We start from the raw sequence: 17340 nt of genomic DNA, 5'->3' as shown, positions 1-17340 counted from the left end.
GTCGGTGCGGATGCCAGAAATCGCACGCTCGTGCTATTTTAGCCAGACTTCTTTCGATCGCAGCGGATTTCATATGCAGACTATCGGGATTGTGGGCACGGGCGCCATGGGGCGTGGTATTGCGCAGATCGCGGCCCAGGCCGGTTTGCGCGTCAAACTGTTCGACGCCAATCCGCAAGCCGTGGAAGCGGCACGCACGGCGCTGGCCGACACGCTGGCCAAGTTGGCCGCCAAGGGCAAGCTCACAGCGGATGACGCAGACGCCACAATCGCCCGACTGATTCCGGCAGGCGCCCTGACTGACCTGGCCGACTGCGACCTCGTGGTCGAGGCCATCGTCGAGAAGCTTGACGTCAAACGCGACCTCTTCCGTCAGCTCGAAGACATCGTCCGCTCAGATGCCATCCTGGCGTCGAATACATCATCGCTGTCGATCACCGCGATTGCCGCGACATGCAAGCACCCCGAACGCGTCGCAGGTTTCCACTTCTTCAACCCGGTGCCGCTGATGAAGGTGGTTGAAATCATCGACGGCCTGCGCAGCGCGCCCGCTACCGGTGACGCCCTGGCCGCACTGGCCAAGCGCATGGGCCACACCGCCGTTCGCTGCATCGACATGCCGGGCTTCATCGTCAATCACGCCGGGCGAGGCATGAATACCGAGGGCCTGCGCGTGGCCCAGGAAAGGGTGGCGGCGTATGCGGACATCGACGCCATCATGCGCGAGCAGGCCGGCTTCCGCATGGGGCCGTTCGAGTTGATGGACCTCACGGGGCTGGACGTTTCGCACCCGGTGATGGAATCGGTCTACCGCCAGTTCTACGACGAGCCGCGCTATCGTCCATCGCAGATCACCGCGGTGCGCTTTGCCGGCGGCATTCTGGGCCGCAAGACAGGCGAAGGTTTCTACCGCTATCCGGAAGGACAGAAGCAGATTCCCGCTGAGACGCCTGCACCGTCTGCGCGTCCATCTTCGGTGTGGATCAGCCGCGCGCATGACGCCGGCCACGCCGCAGCGCAGCGCTTGTTGCTTGATCTGGGCATCACGCCCGAAGCCGGTTCCAAACCATCCGCCGATGCACTGATCATCGTCACGCCGCGCGGGCTGGATGCCACCGCCTGCGTAGCCGCCGAGGGGCTTGACGCGCGCCGCACCGTGGCGCTCGACACGCTCTATCCGTTTGCCGCCACCAAGCGCCGCACGCTGATGACCACACCCGCCACAGATGCGGCCTACCGCGATGCCGCACACGGCTTGCTGGCCTCCGACGGCGTACCCGTCACGGTGATCCGCGATTCGGGTGGCTTTGTCGCGCAGCGCATCGTGGCCTGCATCGTCAACATCGCGTGCGACATCGCTCAGCAGCGCATTGCTACGCCTACCGACATCGACCTCGCCGTCACGCTGGGGCTCGGCTATCCGCAAGGGCCATTGGCACTCGGCGATACGCTAGGCGCGAACGCCATCCTGGAAGTCTTGCAAAACCTCTACACGCTCTATGGCGACCCGCGTTATCGCCCGAGCCCGTGGCTGCTGCGCCGTGCCCGTCTGGGCATGTCGCTGCTCACGCTTGATGCCTGATTGCCGCTTACTCTGACGAGGCTGCCATGACCGCGCAATTGCTCTCCAAACGCATCGGTTCGACGCTGGTGCTTACGCTGTCCAACCCTGATGCGCGCAACGCGCTGGACCCGGTGATGTACACCGCGTCGATGGAAGCGCTAGACCGCGCCGTCACCGACAACGAGATCCGCGCCGTCATCTTCACGGGTGCCGGCAATGCCTTCTGCGCGGGCGGCAACCTGAACCGCCTGCTGGAAAACCGGAGCAAGCCGCGAAGCGTTCAAGAAGAAGGCATCGACGCGCTCAACCACTGGATCGAGACGATCCGCACGTTTCCCAAGCCGGTGATTGCCGCAGTGGAAGGCCCGGCAGCCGGCGCGGGTTTCTCGCTGGTGCTGGCGTGCGACTTTGCGATTGCCGCGTCGGATGCAAAGTTCGTGATGGCGTACGTAAACGTGGCGCTCACGCCGGACGGCGGCGGCTCGTGGCACATCGCGCGCTTCCTGCCGCGCCCGCTGGCGAGCGAAATCATCATGCTCGGCAAGCCTGTTGGCGCGGAGCGGCTGGCGCACTTCGGCCTCATCAACGAAGTGGTCAAACCCGGCGAGGCGCTGGACCAGGCGTTGGCGCTGGCGGAAAAACTCGCAGCGCAATCACCGCACGCCGTAGGCCGGATCAAGGGCCTGATCACCCACGCTGAAGACGCCTCGCTGCACGATCACCTCAAGGCCGAGCAGCACAGCTTTGTCGAAGCGCTGCACCACGCCGACGGCAACGAAGGCATCTCGGCGTTCCTGCAAAAGCGCAAACCTCAATACCGCTAATTTCCGGCTCGCATGGTCCCCTTCCCGACACCCCAGCGCCGGCGCGTCTATCTGATGCGTCATGGCGCCGTGACGTACTTCGACGAAACCGGCCGCCCCGTTCCGTCGCCCGAAGCCGTACCGCTCAACGAACTTGGCCGCAGCCAAGCCACCGCTGCCGGCAAGGTCTTCGCCGCTGAAAACATCGTCTTCGACCGCGTGATCGTCAGCGGCCTGCCGCGCACGGTCGAAACCGCCCAGCGCGTGCTGGCCGAGATGCCCGCGATGCAGGAACGCGGCATCGCGCTTGAACACTGGCCCGAGCTGCAGGAAATCCGCGGCGGCAAGCTGGCGGAGATTCCCGAGCATGAACTCGCGCAAGCGTTCATCGGCGCGTTTGAAGGCACGGTGTCGGAAGACCGGCGCTTCCTCAACGGTGAGAGCATCGGCGAATTTCTTGACCGGGTGATTCCGCCAATCGCCCAGTTGCGCGCGCAAACCGACTGGGACACCGTGCTGCTGGTGCTGCATGGCGGCACCAACCGCGCGATCCTCTCGCACGCCATCACCGGCGGCGAGCGCGTGTTCTTCGGCAGCCTGGCGCAGACCGCCGGCTGCATCAACGTGCTCGATGTTGGCGATGCCCCGACCGACTGGGTGCTGCGCATGAGCAATTTCTCGGCGCCCTCGCCGACGCATCTCGGCTCGCGGCTGACGACGATGGAGGTGCTGCTGCAGCAATACCTCCAGCATCGCCAGCCGGCTGCCTGAACTTTCCAGATACCCAACAAGATTCGGAGACACACCCATGCCACAAACGGACCAGCAGGATTTCTCGGCCTTCGAGGGCACGCGCCCGGTAGCGGATCAGCAGAAGTTCGACATCGGCGCGATGGAAGCGTGGATGCACGAACACGTTGAAGGCTTTGCCGGCCCGCTCACCGTTGAGCAGTTCAAGGGCGGTCAGTCGAACCCGACGTTCAAGCTGATCACGCCGTCGCGCACGTACGTGATGCGCGCGAAGCCCGGGCCGAAGGCAAAGCTGCTGCCTTCCGCACACGCGATCGAACGCGAGTACCGGGTGATGGATGCGCTCGCCAAGACCGACGTGCCCGTCGCGAAGATGTATGCACTCTGCGAAGACGAAGCCGTGATCGGCCGCGCCTTCTACATCATGGAATTCGTGCAGGGCCGCGTGCTGTGGGATCAGGCCCTGCCCGGCATGGCGCCCGCCGAGCGCACCGCCATCTATGACGAGATGAACCGCGTCATCTCCGCACTGCACACCGTCGACTACGCCGCCATCGGCCTGGCCGATTACGGCAAACCCGGCAACTATTTCGCGCGCCAGATCGAGCGTTGGAGCAAGCAGTACAAGCTGTCGGAAACCGAATCGATTCCGGCTATGGACAACCTGATCGAATGGCTGCCGAAGCACGTACCGCAAGAAGCCGACGAAATCACCAGCATCGTTCACGGCGACTACCGGCTCGACAACCTGATCTTCCACCCGACCGAGCCGCGCGTGCTGGCCATCCTCGACTGGGAGCTGTCGACGCTGGGCCACCCGCTCGCCGATTTCAGCTACCACTGCATGAGCTGGCACATCGAGCCGGGGCAGTTCCGCGGCGTGGCGGGTCTGGACTTCGCCGCACTCGGCATTCCCACCGAAGCCGAGTACATCCGCCAATACGAAGAACGCACCGGCCGCCGTATCACGGGCGACTGGAACTTCTACCTTGCCTACAACATGTTCCGCATTGCCGGCATCCTGCAGGGGATCATGAAGCGCGTGGTGGATGGCACGGCGTCTTCGGCGCAGGCTCTGGAGGCAGGCAAACGCGCCCGCCCGATGGCCGAACTGGGCTGGAAATACGCCCAGCAGGCAGGCGCCTGACGCTGCGGCATTACTCGTACTCGCGCGCTGCGTCCAGCGGACCGGACATTGGCGCCTCCAGCTCCAGCACCACCCCGCCCGGCAACTGCACGAAGATCTGTGCGGCAGGCCGCGCGGGGTGTTTTCTTACCTGGTGCGGCACGCCGCTTTCGCGCACGGCGGCCAGCACATCGGCCGCGTCCTTCCCGGTGCGAAACGCGATATGCGAGAACACCAGTTCCGGCGTGTCGCCCTCCTGCGTCACGAGGTGGACCAGCGCATCGTCGTTCTGGTACAGCCACGTGCCGGGAAACGGGAACGCCGGACGCGGCCCCGGTTTCCAGCCCAGCACATCGGCGAAGAATTTCAGGATGGGCGCATCTCCTGCCACGTGAAAGTTCACGTGGTCGAAGGTCCAATCGCTGTCAGGTGTCATAGCAAACCGCCTCCTTCAATGTCGATGATGGCGCCGGTCATGAAACCGTTGGTCATGGCCAGCAGGTAGCCTTGGGCGAGGTCTTCCGGCGTGCCGACACGGCCGACCGGCAAGCCGCTGCCGATGCGCGCGAGCATGGCCTGCCGATCGGCTGGCACGCCCCACACTTCCGTATCGACCACGCCAGGGCTGATCACGTTGACACGGCGCGGTGCGAGTTCCTTCGCCAGATTCTTGGCGGCGGCTTCCACTGCAGCATTGATCGAGCCACGCAGCAAGCCGGTCGCCGTTGCCTTGCGAGAAAGCAGGCCGGAGGTGAGCGTAATCGATGCGCGTTCCGCCAGATACGGCAACGCAGCCTGCACAGCCATCAAAGCGGCAAACAACTTGGTGCCGAAGGCCTGCTCAAGGTCGGCACGCTGCAGCGAAGCAAACGGCGGCGGGCTCGTGCGCGAACCGATGGTGATGACAAGGTGATCGATCTTGCCGCTGGGCGACAACTGGGCCGCCTGCGCCAGCGCGCCCGCCAGCGATGCCGTGTCGTTCGCATCAACGGCAATGCCATGCACACCGTCCGCCGCTTTGGCCGAGCGCCCCAGCACCGTCACGCGCGCGCCCTCGGCTGCCGCCGCGCGTGCCACCGCCTGGCCAATACCGGCCGTGCCGCCCAACACCACCACCGACTTGTCCCGCAGAGTTTTTGAAGTCATGCCAATGCTCCTTTGAGAAGAGAAAGAAAAAACCGTCAATCGATTGGGGCCATTCTTTCATCAAACAAAAGCAAGATAATCTGGCTATGCTTTGATGATTCTCCAAATCTGCTTTGACAATGATCGCCCTCGACGACCTCCGCCTGCTGGTGCGCATTGCCGACGCCGGCAACCTTTCCGCCGCCGCGCGTCAGCTCGGCTGGCTGCCCGCCACCGCCAGCGCAGCGCTCAAGCGCGTGGAGACCGAACTCGGCGCACGCCTGTTCGAGCGCACCACGCGCAGCATGCGGCCGACCGAAGCCGGTCAGCGCTATCTGGGGTATGCAAGACAGGCGCTTGAGGCGCTGGACGAAGGTGCAGAAAGCCTGGGGCAGGATCGCACCGAGCTGTCTGGCCCCATCCGCATTGCAGCCACATCAGACCTGGGGCGACACATCCTGCGCCCATGGCTCGACGCGTTCTGCGATGAGCACCCCGGCGTGCGCATCACGCTGGTGCTCGGTGACCGCCTTGCCGATCTGATGCGCGAAGACCTCGACTTCGCGCTGCGCTACGGGCATCTGCAGGATTCGGCGCTCGTGCGGCGGCCGTTGGCGTCGCATCCACGCGTGATCGTGGGTGCGCCGTCGTACTTCAAGCAGCATGGCCGGCCCGCACACCCGAGCGACCTCGCCGACCACCGCTGCCTGATTCTGCTGCGCAACGGCGAGCCCGTCACGCGCTGGCAACTCACGCACGCCAGCGGCCCTGCCCCGATCGACGTGCGCGGTGATTTCCAATGCGACGACGGCGCCGTGGTGCGCGACTGGGCGATCGCCGGGCGCGGCCTGGCCTTCAAGTCGTGGCTGGATGTCGCGCAAGACGTAAGCGCCGGCCGGCTGGAGGTGGCATTGCCGGCATGGAGCCATGCACCCACGCCGCTGCAGCTTGTCGCCCTTGCGCGCCGCCATCGACCAGCACGGCTGACGGCCTGCGCAGACTTTCTTGCCGCGCGCTTCGCGGAGTTCAGCGCGCGTTACCCGTTCTCGTCGGCAACGGCGGCAACGACATCGCCCAAACCGGTCAAGTCGACCAAATCGACCAAAGCCAAATCGGCCGTCGCCGCGAATACGTAGGCGTGCTTGTTGGTTGTAGCGGCGGCGCTGATTGCGTCCGCCTTGGCGTTCGTCACTGCCCGTCGGCGAATGCCGCTACGGCGTCGTCCAGGGCCACCTCTGCCATCGCGTCGAATACGTGATCGCGCAGCCAGCGGCTGGCGGCATCCTGGTCGCTGTTGGTGTGCCAGTACAGGTACAGCTCAAGCGGCTGCACGTTGAACGGCAGCGGCAACATCACGTTGCCATACGGTTCATTGGCGATGCGCGCATAGCGGATCGGCAACGTGGCGAGCAGGTCCGTGCAGCTCACCACGCGGCAGGCGGCCGGGTAATGCTGGCAACGCAGTCGCACGCGCCGCTCATGGCCGAGCCGGCGCAGTTCCACATCTTCCAGCCCCGCCCCGCGGCGCCGGGACGACACATGCACGTGCTCGCACGCCAGATAGCGCTCCAGCGTCAACGGCGCGTTTGCAATGGGGTGGCCCGGGCGCGCCAGCACCACCATCGGGTCGGTCAGCAGCGGCGCATGCCGAATGGCCGGAGATGCCGGCAGCAGAATGTCCGCAGCCGCATCAATGGTGCCGGCCAGCAATTCGGTTTCGAGCTGCCGGCGGTCTCCGCGCACGGTCGTCACGTCAATGCGCGGCGCTTCCTTGGCGATGGCCGCCATGAGCGGCGGCAGCAACGTGGCTTCCAGCGCATCGCGCATCGACAACGTGAAGCGGCGCTCGCTCGTGGCGGGGTCGAAGCGCGTGCCTTCGCGCAACGTGCGCTCGAAGCCCTGCAGTGCGCTGCGCACCTCGGCGATGAGCGTGCGCGCCAGCGGCGTCGGCACCATGCCTTGCCCACGGCGCTCGAACAGCGGGTCGTCAAACAGCTCGCGCAACCGCCCGAGCGCGTGGCTCACGGCGGGTTGCGTCAGGTTGAGCGTGCGCGCGGCCGCCGTGATCCCACCTTCCGTATAGATGGCGTCGAAGACGACAAACAGGTTCAGGTCGACCCGGGAGATATGCATGGTATTGATGGACCGTAATCCACTAAATTCATTTCTCTTATTGTAGGCGAAGGCTTATTCTGCGGACACCACTTGGGAGTTGCGCCACGCGCCATGACCACATCCCCCGATCTCGCCGTTCCCCCGGGCTTTGTTCTGCTGAACAAGCCGAGCCCTTTCCTGACGATGCTGGGGCCGGTGTATGCCAAGGGGATGGGCGCGTCGATGGTGATGGGTTTTCATGTCGGCCACCATCATCTGAACCGGCGCGGCATCCTGCATGGCGGCGTGGTGGCATCGCTGGCCGATGCGGCGCTCGGTTATTGCCTGGCCGAGCCTGGCGAAGGCACGGGCGGCGCGCTGGCCATGTCGACCGCCAGCCTGACGGTGGATTTCATCGCCTCTGCCGGAGAAGGCGACTGGATCGAGATCACCCCGGAGGGATTGCGCACGGGCAGCAAGCTGGCCTTTGCGCAGGCGCTCTTCCATCGCGGCGACCGGTTGATTGCGCGCGCGAGTGCCGTATTTGCCGTGCTCGGCGGACGTATTTGACGGATGGCCGAGCCGGTCTGAACTGAGTTGATGGTTGCCCGTTCGAGGCGCTTGTTCGATGTACTGAGGAGACACCATGAATTTCGATTACACGCCCAAGGTCAAGGAAATGCAGGCACGCCTGCTCGAATTCTTCGACCAGCACATCTACCCGAACGAGCACCGCTTCCACGAGGAAATCGAAGCCAACCGCCGTGCCGGCAACGCATGGATTCCCACCAAGGTCATCGAAGAACTCAAACCGCTGGCGCGCAAGGCCGGGCTGTGGAACCTGTTCCTGCCGCGTTCGCCGCGCGCGCCCGAAGGGCTGTCGAACCTCGAATACGCACCGCTGTGCGAGATCATGGGCCGCGTGCCCTGGGCACCGGAAGTGTTCAACTGCTCCGCGCCCGACACCGGCAACATGGAAACGCTGGAGCGCTACGCGTCTGAAGAACTGAAAGACCGCTGGCTGGAGCCGCTGCTGCGCGGCGAGATCCGCTCGGCCTTCCTGATGACCGAGCCGGCCGTGGCCTCGTCGGACGCCACCAACATCGAATGCCGCATCGAGCGCCAGGGCGACGAATACGTCATCAACGGCCGCAAGTGGTGGTCGTCGGGCGCAGGCGACCCGCGCTGCGCCGTCTACATCGTCATGGGCAAGACCAACCCCGATGCCGGCCGCCACGAGCAGCAATCGATGATCGTGGTGCCGGCCAACGCGCCGGGCATCACCGTCATGCGCCCGCTGAGCGTGTTCGGTTACGACGACGCGCCGCACGGCCACATGGAAGTCGACCTGAAAGACGTGCGTGTGCCGGTGGGCAACATCCTGCTGGGTGAAGGCCGCGGTTTCGAGATCGCGCAGGGCCGCCTGGGCCCGGGCCGTATCCACCACTGCATGCGCAGCATCGGCGTGGCCGAACGCGCGCTCGAACTGATGTGCAAGCGCCTGTCGTCGCGCATCGCATTCGGCAAGGCCATCGCACAGCACAGCGTCTGGCACGAACGCATTGCCGAAGCCCGCTGCATGATCGAGCAGGCCCGTCTGCTGACGCTCAAGGCCGCGTACATGATGGATACCGTCGGCAACAAGGTCGCCAAGGCCGAGATTGCGATGATCAAGGTCGTGGCCCCGAACATCGCCTGCCAGATCGTCGACTGGGCGATCCAGGCACACGGCGGCGGCGGCGTGTCGGGTGATTTCCCGCTGGCTTCGGCCTACGCGCACCAGCGCACGCTGCGCCTGGCTGACGGCCCGGACGAAGTTCACCGCGCAGCCATCGCCAAGCTTGAACTGGCCAAGCATCTGCACCTGAAAGACGTTGTCGACATGCCGGTCACACGCGGCTCCTGAGCTGCGGCACGGCTGTACCGTTCACTCCTTAACCCCGCCTTGAGCGGGGATTTTTTTGCCTCGGCGCGGCGTCTGCGCGTTTTTCGGTTCTGTGCTGGAATGGAACACTTTGCGGGCTGCTGGTGGCCTGCACCTCTCTTCCCGGCCAGAAGCCAAGGAGCCACCTCGATGATCGACGTCTATAGCTGGGCCACACCCAACGGCCACAAAGTGCACATCATGCTGGAAGAATGCGGGCTGCCTTACCGCGTTCACGGCATCAACATCGGCGCCGGCGACCAGTTCAAACCCGACTTCCTCAAGATCAGCCCCAACAACAAGATCCCAGCGATCGTCGATCAGGACGGCCCGGACGGCAAACCGATCTCGCTGTTCGAATCGGGCGCGATCCTGCTGTACCTCGCGGGCAAGACGGGCAAGTTCATGCCCGACGATGTGCGCGGCAAATATGAAGTGCTGCAATGGGTGATGTTCCAGATGGGCGGTGTCGGCCCGATGCTCGGCCAGGCGCACCACTTCCGCATCTATGCGCCCGAGAAGATCGAGTACGCGATCAACCGCTACACGAACGAAGCCAAGCGCCTGTACGGCGTGATCGACAAGCGCCTGAGCGAATCGAAGTTCCTGGGTGGCGCGGATTACTCCATCGCCGATATGGCGACGTGGCCCTGGCTGCGCAGCTGGAAGAACCAGGGGATCGAGCTGTCGGATTTCCCGAAGCTGCAGCGCTGGTTCGAAGCCATTGAACAACGCCCCGCCGTGCAGCGCGCGGTGAAGGTGCTGGCCAACGAACGGTCTGCTGTGCAGGACGACAAGGCGAAGGAAATCCTCTTCGGAGCGACGCAGTACGAGCGGCGCTGATTCCGCTTCTTCGCATCGGAAAACAGGCCGCGTGATGCGGCCTTTTTCTTTTGGAAGTCGTCAATGCGGCGCGCTGGCGAGCGGCCTACACTGGCTTCACCTCACTCACGCGTTCGTGCACAAACGCTATGGCAGCCTCACTCAAAATGGGCCTCGCGGCTGCGGTGTCCATCGTGGTTTATCTCGGCCTTGCCGCGCTCGGTTGGGGTGGCGTGGGCGCGTTCCTGGCCCACCCCGCACGCGTCGCGCTGGTGGTCATCACGGTGTTGCTGGCCATCGCTGCACTGCTTGCCGGCGGCAACCTCAGCCCCGGAGAACGCGAAGATCGATCCAACCGCTGGGTGCTGCCGGTGTTTGGCGTGATCGGCTTCGCCAGTGCGTGGCTACCGGCGTACACGGACCGGCTCAACCTCTGGTGCATCGATGGCGATGCCGTACGTTGGCTGGGCGTCGTGCTCTACGCCGCAGGCGGCGCGTTGCGTGTGTGGCCGGTGTATGTGCTGGGCAATCGCTTCAGCGGACTGGTCGCGATCCAGCCCGGCCATACGCTCGCAACCGGCGGCATCTACCAATACGTGCGCAACCCGAGCTACCTGGGGTTGCTGATCGGCACGCTGGGCTGGGGACTGGCCTTCCGGGCACTGGCCGGTGTGGTGCTAACGCTCCTGCTGATTCCGCCACTGGTGGCGCGCATGCGTGCCGAAGAAGCCCTTCTGCAATCGCAGTTCGGCGCGGAATACGAGGCCTACCGTGCCCGGACGTGGCGCCTGATTCCGGGGCTCTACTGACGCCTGCGCCACCGGTTAATCAAGTGGCGCGCCATGCCGCGCAACCTTATAAACGCAACCGCATCGCCTTACCGGGGCAACGCAAAGCACTGCACATCCGGCGCGGTGTAGACCGTCGGATACGGCGACCGCGGCCCCGTCTGCAACCGCAGAGGCTGCGTCGCCAGCACCTCGGCTTCGTTACGCTCGCGCACTGTCAGCGGCTCCGGCGGCGGGCTCGGCAAGCGCACCGGTTGATTGACCGCACACCGCACGGGTTTCCCGTCCGCCAGCCGCACATCCATCGTGTAATACGGCCCGACGATGGTCGGCGCGCAGGCGGCTGCGCCCAAGACCACCGTCATCAGCACCGCAGCATGCAGCGTCTTCATCACTCACCTCCGCAACGCGCGCGTGAGTGTTTTGACTCAGCGCGGCGACTGCAAGTGCCGCAACATCAGGCAGCCGCCGTCAACATCCCCTGCTTCTCAATAAAGCGGATCACTTCATCCAACCCGCCCTGCGCCCGCAGATTGCACATCACGAACGGACGATCGCCGCGCATCTTGCGGGTGTCGCTTTCCATCACTTCCAGCGACGCCCCGACGTACGGCGCCAGGTCGGTCTTGTTGATGATCAGCAGGTCCGACTTGGTGATGCCGGGGCCGCCCTTGCGCGGAATCTTCTCCCCACCCGCCACATCGATCACGTAGATCGTCAGGTCCGACAGCTCGGGGCTGAACGTCGCCGCGAGGTTGTCGCCGCCCGATTCAATGAAGACCACATCCGCATCCGGAAACTTGGAGAGCATACGATCCACCGCTTCCAGGTTAATCGACGCATCTTCGCGGATGGCCGTGTGCGGGCAGCCGCCCGTTTCGACGCCCATGATGCGTTCGGCGGGCAGCGCGCCGGAGATGGTCAGCAGCCGCTGATCTTCCTTCGTGTAGATGTCGTTGGTGATGGCCACCAGGTCATAGCGCTCGCGCAGGGCCTTGCAGAGCATTTCGAGCAGCGTGGTCTTGCCGGAGCCCACTGGGCCGCCCACGCCAACACGCAGAGCAGGAAGTTTCTTGGTTCGCATGATGTTCAGGTTCAGGATCGAAAGAGTCGTGAGTATTGCGTTTCGTGCCGGGCGGACAACACGCCCAGCCCCGGTGAAAACGTAGAGAGTTCAGGCGGATGACATGCCGCACGGCGCGTGGCCTCTTCCACCGCACGCGCCACCGCAGTGTGCAGACCGAAGAGAATGCGCTGCCCCGCAGCCTGCCCGAGCGGCACGGCCTTCACCGCCGCCGCCATCTGGTTTTCCACCCAAGCAAAGCAGTACGCCGTCACGCCGTCGTGCGGGTCGACATTCAGCGCGGCAGCGGCAGCGGCAAAGGCCGTCGGAAAGGTCACGGAGGCACGCGCGGCCAATGCGCTGCGCAGTGCGGCATCGCCCCATTCCATCTGCTGGATGAGGCGATTGAGCGACCAGCCCATCTGGGACGTTTCGAGCCGCAGCTCGCGCGTCTCGCGCGTAGCGAGGAACCACGCATCGCGCTCGGCCACGGCATCGAAGCGGCCTGCCTGCCAGTCGGCAAACTGCAGCAACCACAACGGCGCCTCGCAGGCGGCCAACACGTCGAGGCCCTCGGCAATCCACGCCGCAGCCGACGCTTCATCGGCCACGTGCCGGGCGTCCACCGCCGCTTCCAGCCCCTGCGAATAGCTGAACGCGCCCACCGGCAGCGCCGGGGACGCGAGATGCAGCAAGGCGGTGAGCTGCGCCGCGTTAGTCATGGTGATGGTGATGATGGCCGCAGCCGGGCCCGTGGACATGGCCGTCGTCGTGACCGTGGTCGTGCCCATGCGCGTGGTCGTGTGCGTGATCGTGGCTATGCGCGTGGGCATGGTCATGATCATGCGAGTGCCCGTGATCGTGCCCGTGATGCTCGTGGTACAGCGCCTGCGCGGCTGCGTAGTCCTCTTCGAACGTCGCATCGTGGCCGTGACGATGGCCGCCGCCGTAGGCGCCTGCCTCGGGCTCAAATGGCGCCTCCACATGCGCGACGGTCACGCCCAGGCGGACCAGCATGTCTTCGAGCACCGGATCGGCTTCGAGCTGCAGTGCATCTGCACTGACCTGCACGGGTGTGTGGCGATTGCCGAGGTGGTAGGCAGCGCGCATCAGCGCAAGACGGTTGTCGCTCGTCACGCGCAGGACCTGCTCAGGTGCGGCCTGCACTTCGACCAGCGTGCCGTCTTCAGCGACCAGCACGTCACCGCCACGCATGACGGTGCCGCGCGGCAGCACGACGGCCACGTCACGGCCATCGTCGAGGGTGGCGCGCAGGCGGCTGCGGCTGCGCTCCAGGAATAGCAACACCAGCTTGGGTGCGCGCTTGACCAGCACGGAGGCCAGGCCATGCGGCGCGGGGAGATGTTTAGTGATGGAAAGCATCGTTGGGGCCTATTCACAATCTCATGACGGCCCAGCTTGGAGCTGAGTCTGTCAAATACCAGGATCCGAGCCTCGAAGGTCGAGCTCTGAGCCTCAACCGTCAGGCTCAAAGGCTCAATCGCCAGGCTCAGAGGCTCAATCGTCAGGCTCTGAGGCTCAATTGCCAAGCTCTGACACTCAACGGTGGGGCTCTGAACTCCGACTTTCACACTTTTGGTTTCGAATCTCGAGCTTTGAGGGTCGAACGTCGGGCTCGGAGGGTGGAGCACGAGGCTTTTTGCATCAAGCGTGGCCCTCGGAGGCTCGAAAAAATCACCATTTTTGCTTCGGTTGCGTCTCGTTTTGTCCAGATTGGGGCCTGTGGCCGAATTGCTTTGCTTCGTTGGCTCTTATTCGATATCTGGAGTATCGAATTTGAGGGTCAGAGGGTCGTGGTTGGGGGTCTGACGCTGGGACTTCGAGGTTCGAGGTTCGAGGCTCGTTTTCTTCTTTTCTGCCGGGGCGGGGCCTTGGTGGTTTGCTGCTGTTTCACCCCCTGCCGGGGGCGACTCACTTTCTTTGTCTTGCCAAAGAAAGTAAGCAAAGAAAGGCGCGCCCGAGATGGCGAAAGACTCCTTGAATTTATGTCGCAGAGAGGGAGGGGAGGCAAACTCGCTTCGCTCAAACAGGCCTCCCCTCTTTTTCCTCTCTGCAACAGAAATTCAAGGCGCCATCTAGGGCAAGGGGTAAAGCACACAATCTTCTGCCCGTGCGCCACTCCGTTGTACGACTGGAACCATCGCACGCCCTTGCCCTTGCCCTTGCCCTTGCCCTTGCCCTTGCCCTTGCCCTTGCCCTTGCACTTGCACTTGCACTTGCACTTGCACTTGCACTTGCACTTGCACTTGCACTTGCACTTGCACTTGCACTCGCCGAGCCCCGGCGCCCACTTCAGTTCCCCGCCGGTGTGGCCGTTGACGTTCCTGCCCTAGATGGCGCCTTGGATTTTTGTTGCGGGGAGGATCAAGAAGGGAGGCCTGTCTGAGCGCAGCGAGTTTGCCTCCCTTCCCTCCCCGCGACACAAATCCAAGGAGTCTTTCGCCATCTCGGGCGCGCCTTTCTTTTGCTTACTTTTCTTTGGCAAGACAAAGAAAAGTGAGTCGTGCCCGGCAGGGTACGAAACAGGGATGGACCAACAACAAAAAAACAGAGCCCAACCCCACCCCACCAGCTAAAACAAAAAATACCTCTGCGCCATAGGCAACACCTCCGCCGGCTCACAAGTCAGCACCGTCCCATCCGCCACCACCTGATACGTCTCCGGATCAACAGTAATGTCAGGCTGCCAGTCGTTATGGATCATGTGCGCCTTGGTCACCGTCCGGGTGCCCTTGACGACTGCCGTGGTCTTGGCCAACCCATACTGCTCCGCCACCCCAGCAGCAGCCGCGGACTGCGACAAAAAGCTCAGCGACGTCCGCCCCAGCGCCCCACCCGCCGACCCAAACATCGGCCGATAGTGCACCGGCTGCGGTGTCGGAATCGACGCATTCGCATCCCCCATCGCCGCAGAAGCAATCATCCCGCCCTTCAGGATCAGGCTCGGCTTCACGCCAAAGAACGCGGGTTTCCACAACACGAGGTCGGCCCACTTGCCGACTTCAACCGAGCCGACTTCGTGCGCAATGCCGTGCGTAAGCGCGGGGTTGATCGTGTACTTGGCCACGTAGCGCTTCACGCGAAAGTTGTCATGCCCACCGCGCGAATCGTTCGGGTCACCAGCCAGCTTGCCGCGCTGCACCTTCATCTTGTGCGCGGTCTGCCACGTGCGCAGCACGACTTCGCCCACGCGACCCATGGCCTGCGAATCGCTGGAGATCATCGAGAAGGCGCCCAGGTCGTGCAGGATGTCTTCAGCCGCAATCGTCTCGCGGCGGATGCGGCTCTCGGCAAAGGCGATGTCTTCAGCGATGGACGCATCGAGGTGATGGCACACCATCAGCATGTCCAGATGCTCGTCCAGCGTGTTGACGGTGAACGGCCGCGTCGGGTTGGTGGACGACGGCAGCACGTTCGATTCACCGCACACGCGGATGATGTCGGGCGCGTGCCCGCCGCCCGCGCCTTCGGTGTGATACGTGTGGATCGTGCGGCCTTTGAATGCAGCGACGGTGGCCTCGACAAAGCCCGATTCGTTCAACGTATCGGTGTGGATGGCGACTTGCGTGTCGGTGTCGTCGGCCACGCCCAGGCAGCAATCGATGGCGGCCGGTGTGGAGCCCCAGTCCTCGTGCAGCTTCAGGCCGATGGCGCCGGCGTCAATCTGCTCGCGCAGCGCGCCTGGCAGGCTGCCGTTGCCCTTGCCAAGAAAGCCGATGTTCATCGGATACGCATCAGCGGCCTGCAACATGCGCTGCATATACCACGGGCCCGGCGTGCAGGTCGTGGCGTAGGTGCCGGTGGCGGGGCCGGTGCCACCGCCGATCATCGTCGTCACGCCGCTGTTGAGCGCTTCGTCGATCTGCTGCGGGCAGATGAAGTGGATGTGCGTGTCGACGCCGCCGGCGGTGACGATCATGCCCTCGCCCGCGATGATCTCAGTGCCGGGGCCGATGACGATCGTCACGCCGGGCTGGATGTCCGGATTGCCCGCCTTGCCGATCGCCGAGATGCGGCCGTGCTTCAGGCCGATGTCAGCCTTGACGATGCCCCAGTGGTCAATGATCAGCGCGTTGGTGATGACGGTGTCGGCGCAGTCTTTCGATTCGCGCTGGCTCTGGCCCATGCCGTCGCGGATGACCTTGCCGCCGCCGAATTTCACTTCCTCGCCGTAGATGGTGAAGTCGCGTTCGACTTCGACGATGAGTTCGGTGTCGGCCAGGCGAAGGCGGTCGCCGGTTGTGGGGCCAAACATTTCCGCATAGGCGCGGCGATCAATCTTCAATGTCATGTCCGTGCCTCGTTCAAAGCTTGCCCATCACACGGCCGGCGAAGCCGTAGACCACGCGGTCACCGGCCAGCGCCACGAGCTCGACCGTGCGCTCCTGCCCCGGCTCGAAGCGCACGGCGGTGCCGGCGGCGATGTTCAGCCGAAAGCCGCGCGCGGCTTCGCGGTCAAAGCGCAGCGCGTCGTTCACTTCATAGAAGTGGTAGTGCGAGCCGATCTGCACCGGGCGGTCGCCCGTGTTGGCCACCGTGACTGTCACGGTGGGTCGGCCTGCGTTGAGTTCCAGATCGCCGTCTTGCGGCAGGAGTTCACCGGGGATCATGTCGCGCCTCTTCAGACAGCCGCCGCCAGCAGGCCGGCACCGTACAGCGCCACGCCCACACCCGACAGACGCGCCAGCCATGCCAGACGCGGCTTCAGCGCAAAACCCGCGCCGATACCAGCGGTATGCAGCAGCGCCGTCGCCACGGCAAAGCCGCCAACGAAGGTCGGGAACATGGCTTGCGCGCCTGCGGGAAATTCCGTGCCGTGCGCATAGCCGTGGAACAGCGCGAACCCGCCGCACAGCAGCGCACCACCCCAGGTCGGCAGCTGGGCGCGTGCGGCAATCAGCAGGCCGAACACCAGCAGCGATGCGGCGATCATCGGCTCGGCCATCGGCATCGCCACGCCGCCTGCGCCGAGCAGCGCGCCCAGGATCATCAACGCGACAAAGGCGACCGGCGCCCACAGCGCGTCGCGCACCGAGCGCGAGGCCAGTGCGCTCCACACGCCCACGGCCACCATCGCCAGCAAGTGGTCTGCACCCGTGAGCGGATGCAGGAACCCCGCGAGCAGGCTGCCCTCGGCGGTATGGCCCGGATGCCCCGGGTGAGCGAAAGCAACGGAGGCGCCAAACGTGAGCGCAATGGCCGCAGCGGGCCGGACGAAGCGAGACAGGGTAGGCGTCATGGCAGGACTCGTAGTGGTGAG

At 64.4% G+C, this 17340-nt stretch carries 19 protein-coding genes; 9 read left to right on the top strand and 10 right to left on the bottom strand.

All coding sequences use genetic code 11. From position 1 onward, the window contains the following. Positions 1-10: 10 nt before the first annotated feature. The 4 genes from NG898_RS04185 to NG898_RS04170 are packed head-to-tail and all read left to right on the top strand — an operon-like array spanning position 11 to position 4264. Entirely contained in the window at positions 11-1582 is a 1572-nt protein-coding gene (locus NG898_RS04185; protein ID WP_289812951.1) for a 3-hydroxyacyl-CoA dehydrogenase, read from the top strand. Positions 1583-1608: 26 nt separating this feature from the next. After that, a complete protein-coding gene (locus NG898_RS04180) occupies positions 1609-2388 on the top strand; it encodes an oxepin-CoA hydrolase, alternative type (RefSeq protein WP_252691197.1) in 780 nt (259 codons plus the stop codon). A 12-nt stretch (positions 2389-2400) separates the two neighbouring features. Next, positions 2401-3138, top strand: coding sequence for a histidine phosphatase family protein (locus tag NG898_RS04175; RefSeq protein WP_252691196.1), 738 nt, complete (start codon positions 2401-2403; stop codon positions 3136-3138). A 37-nt stretch (positions 3139-3175) separates the two neighbouring features. Continuing rightward, positions 3176-4264: a phosphotransferase gene (locus tag NG898_RS04170; RefSeq protein ID WP_252691195.1), complete on the top strand. Its 1089-nt coding sequence runs from the start codon at positions 3176-3178 to the stop codon at positions 4262-4264. Positions 4265-4274: 10 nt separating this feature from the next. Here the strand turns inward: NG898_RS04170 and NG898_RS04165 are convergent, their stop codons facing one another. Both NG898_RS04165 and NG898_RS04160 read right to left on the bottom strand, forming a co-directional pair. Continuing rightward, on the bottom strand, positions 4275-4679 hold the full coding sequence (locus NG898_RS04165) for a VOC family protein (RefSeq protein ID WP_252691194.1): 405 nt from the start codon (positions 4677-4679) through the stop codon (positions 4275-4277). Then, the gene (locus NG898_RS04160) at positions 4676-5389 is read right to left on the bottom strand and encodes an SDR family oxidoreductase (protein ID WP_252691193.1); all 714 of its coding nucleotides are present in this window, start codon (positions 5387-5389) and stop codon (positions 4676-4678) included. Before NG898_RS04160 ends, NG898_RS04165 begins: the two co-directional genes overlap by 4 nt. Before the next feature lie 119 nt (positions 5390-5508). Here NG898_RS04160 and NG898_RS04155 point away from each other — a divergent pair, with 119 nt between their 5' ends. Further along, positions 5509-6504, top strand: a complete 996-nt coding sequence (locus NG898_RS04155; RefSeq protein WP_252691192.1) for a LysR family transcriptional regulator — start codon at positions 5509-5511, stop codon at positions 6502-6504. A gap of 52 nt (positions 6505-6556) precedes the next feature. On the opposite strand, the gene NG898_RS04150 is transcribed toward NG898_RS04155, so the two are convergent. Beyond that, positions 6557-7501: a LysR family transcriptional regulator gene (locus NG898_RS04150; RefSeq protein WP_252691191.1), complete on the bottom strand. Its 945-nt coding sequence runs from the start codon at positions 7499-7501 to the stop codon at positions 6557-6559. A 93-nt stretch (positions 7502-7594) separates the two neighbouring features. Between NG898_RS04150 and NG898_RS04145 the strand changes: the two genes are divergently transcribed. From NG898_RS04145 to NG898_RS04130, 4 genes are all read left to right on the top strand, one after another. Next, positions 7595-8032 carry a PaaI family thioesterase gene (locus NG898_RS04145; protein ID WP_252691190.1) on the top strand — a complete coding sequence of 146 codons (438 nt, stop codon included), beginning with the start codon at positions 7595-7597 and terminating at the stop codon, positions 8030-8032. Positions 8033-8108: 76 nt separating this feature from the next. Further along, on the top strand, positions 8109-9368 hold the full coding sequence (locus NG898_RS04140) for an acyl-CoA dehydrogenase family protein (RefSeq protein ID WP_252691189.1): 1260 nt from the start codon (positions 8109-8111) through the stop codon (positions 9366-9368). A gap of 168 nt (positions 9369-9536) precedes the next feature. Next, positions 9537-10229 carry a glutathione S-transferase N-terminal domain-containing protein gene (locus NG898_RS04135; RefSeq protein WP_252691188.1) on the top strand — a complete coding sequence of 231 codons (693 nt, stop codon included), beginning with the start codon at positions 9537-9539 and terminating at the stop codon, positions 10227-10229. Positions 10230-10357: 128 nt separating this feature from the next. Beyond that, complete coding sequence (locus NG898_RS04130; protein ID WP_252691187.1) at positions 10358-11017, top strand: methyltransferase family protein; 660 nt, start codon at positions 10358-10360, stop codon at positions 11015-11017. 68 nt (positions 11018-11085) lie between these two features. Here NG898_RS04130 and NG898_RS04125 read toward each other — a convergent pair whose 3' ends face one another. The 7 genes from NG898_RS04125 to NG898_RS04095 all read right to left on the bottom strand — a co-directional run bounded on the left by NG898_RS04125 (position 11086) and on the right by NG898_RS04095 (position 17319). Continuing rightward, positions 11086-11388 (bottom strand): hypothetical protein, encoded by a 303-nt coding sequence (locus NG898_RS04125; protein ID WP_045206211.1) that lies wholly within the window; start codon positions 11386-11388, stop codon positions 11086-11088. 65 nt (positions 11389-11453) lie between these two features. Further along, entirely contained in the window at positions 11454-12080 is a 627-nt protein-coding gene (ureG, locus tag NG898_RS04120; RefSeq protein ID WP_252691186.1) for an urease accessory protein UreG, read from the bottom strand. Positions 12081-12091: 11 nt separating this feature from the next. Further along, a complete protein-coding gene (locus NG898_RS04115; protein WP_252691616.1) occupies positions 12092-12781 on the bottom strand; it encodes an urease accessory protein UreF in 690 nt (229 codons plus the stop codon). Next, positions 12774-13442 carry an urease accessory protein UreE gene (gene ureE / locus NG898_RS04110; protein WP_252691185.1) on the bottom strand — a complete coding sequence of 223 codons (669 nt, stop codon included), beginning with the start codon at positions 13440-13442 and terminating at the stop codon, positions 12774-12776. The genes NG898_RS04115 and ureE overlap by 8 nt, the downstream gene beginning before the upstream one ends. Positions 13443-14652: 1210 nt before the next feature. Further along, positions 14653-16371 (bottom strand): urease subunit alpha, encoded by a 1719-nt coding sequence (gene ureC / locus NG898_RS04105; RefSeq protein ID WP_252691184.1) that lies wholly within the window; start codon positions 16369-16371, stop codon positions 14653-14655. Positions 16372-16384: 13 nt separating this feature from the next. After that, positions 16385-16690, bottom strand: coding sequence for an urease subunit beta (locus NG898_RS04100; protein ID WP_004630755.1), 306 nt, complete (start codon positions 16688-16690; stop codon positions 16385-16387). A gap of 11 nt (positions 16691-16701) precedes the next feature. Then, entirely contained in the window at positions 16702-17319 is a 618-nt protein-coding gene (locus NG898_RS04095; RefSeq protein ID WP_252691183.1) for a HupE/UreJ family protein, read from the bottom strand. Positions 17320-17340 lie beyond the last annotated feature (21 nt).

Origin of the sequence: Ralstonia mojiangensis, assembly GCF_023955645.1 — a bacterium.
Classification (GTDB): domain Bacteria; phylum Pseudomonadota; class Gammaproteobacteria; order Burkholderiales; family Burkholderiaceae; genus Ralstonia; species Ralstonia mojiangensis.
Note: the sequence above shows the minus strand (reverse complement) of the source record. Positions and strands in the feature narration are given on the sequence as shown.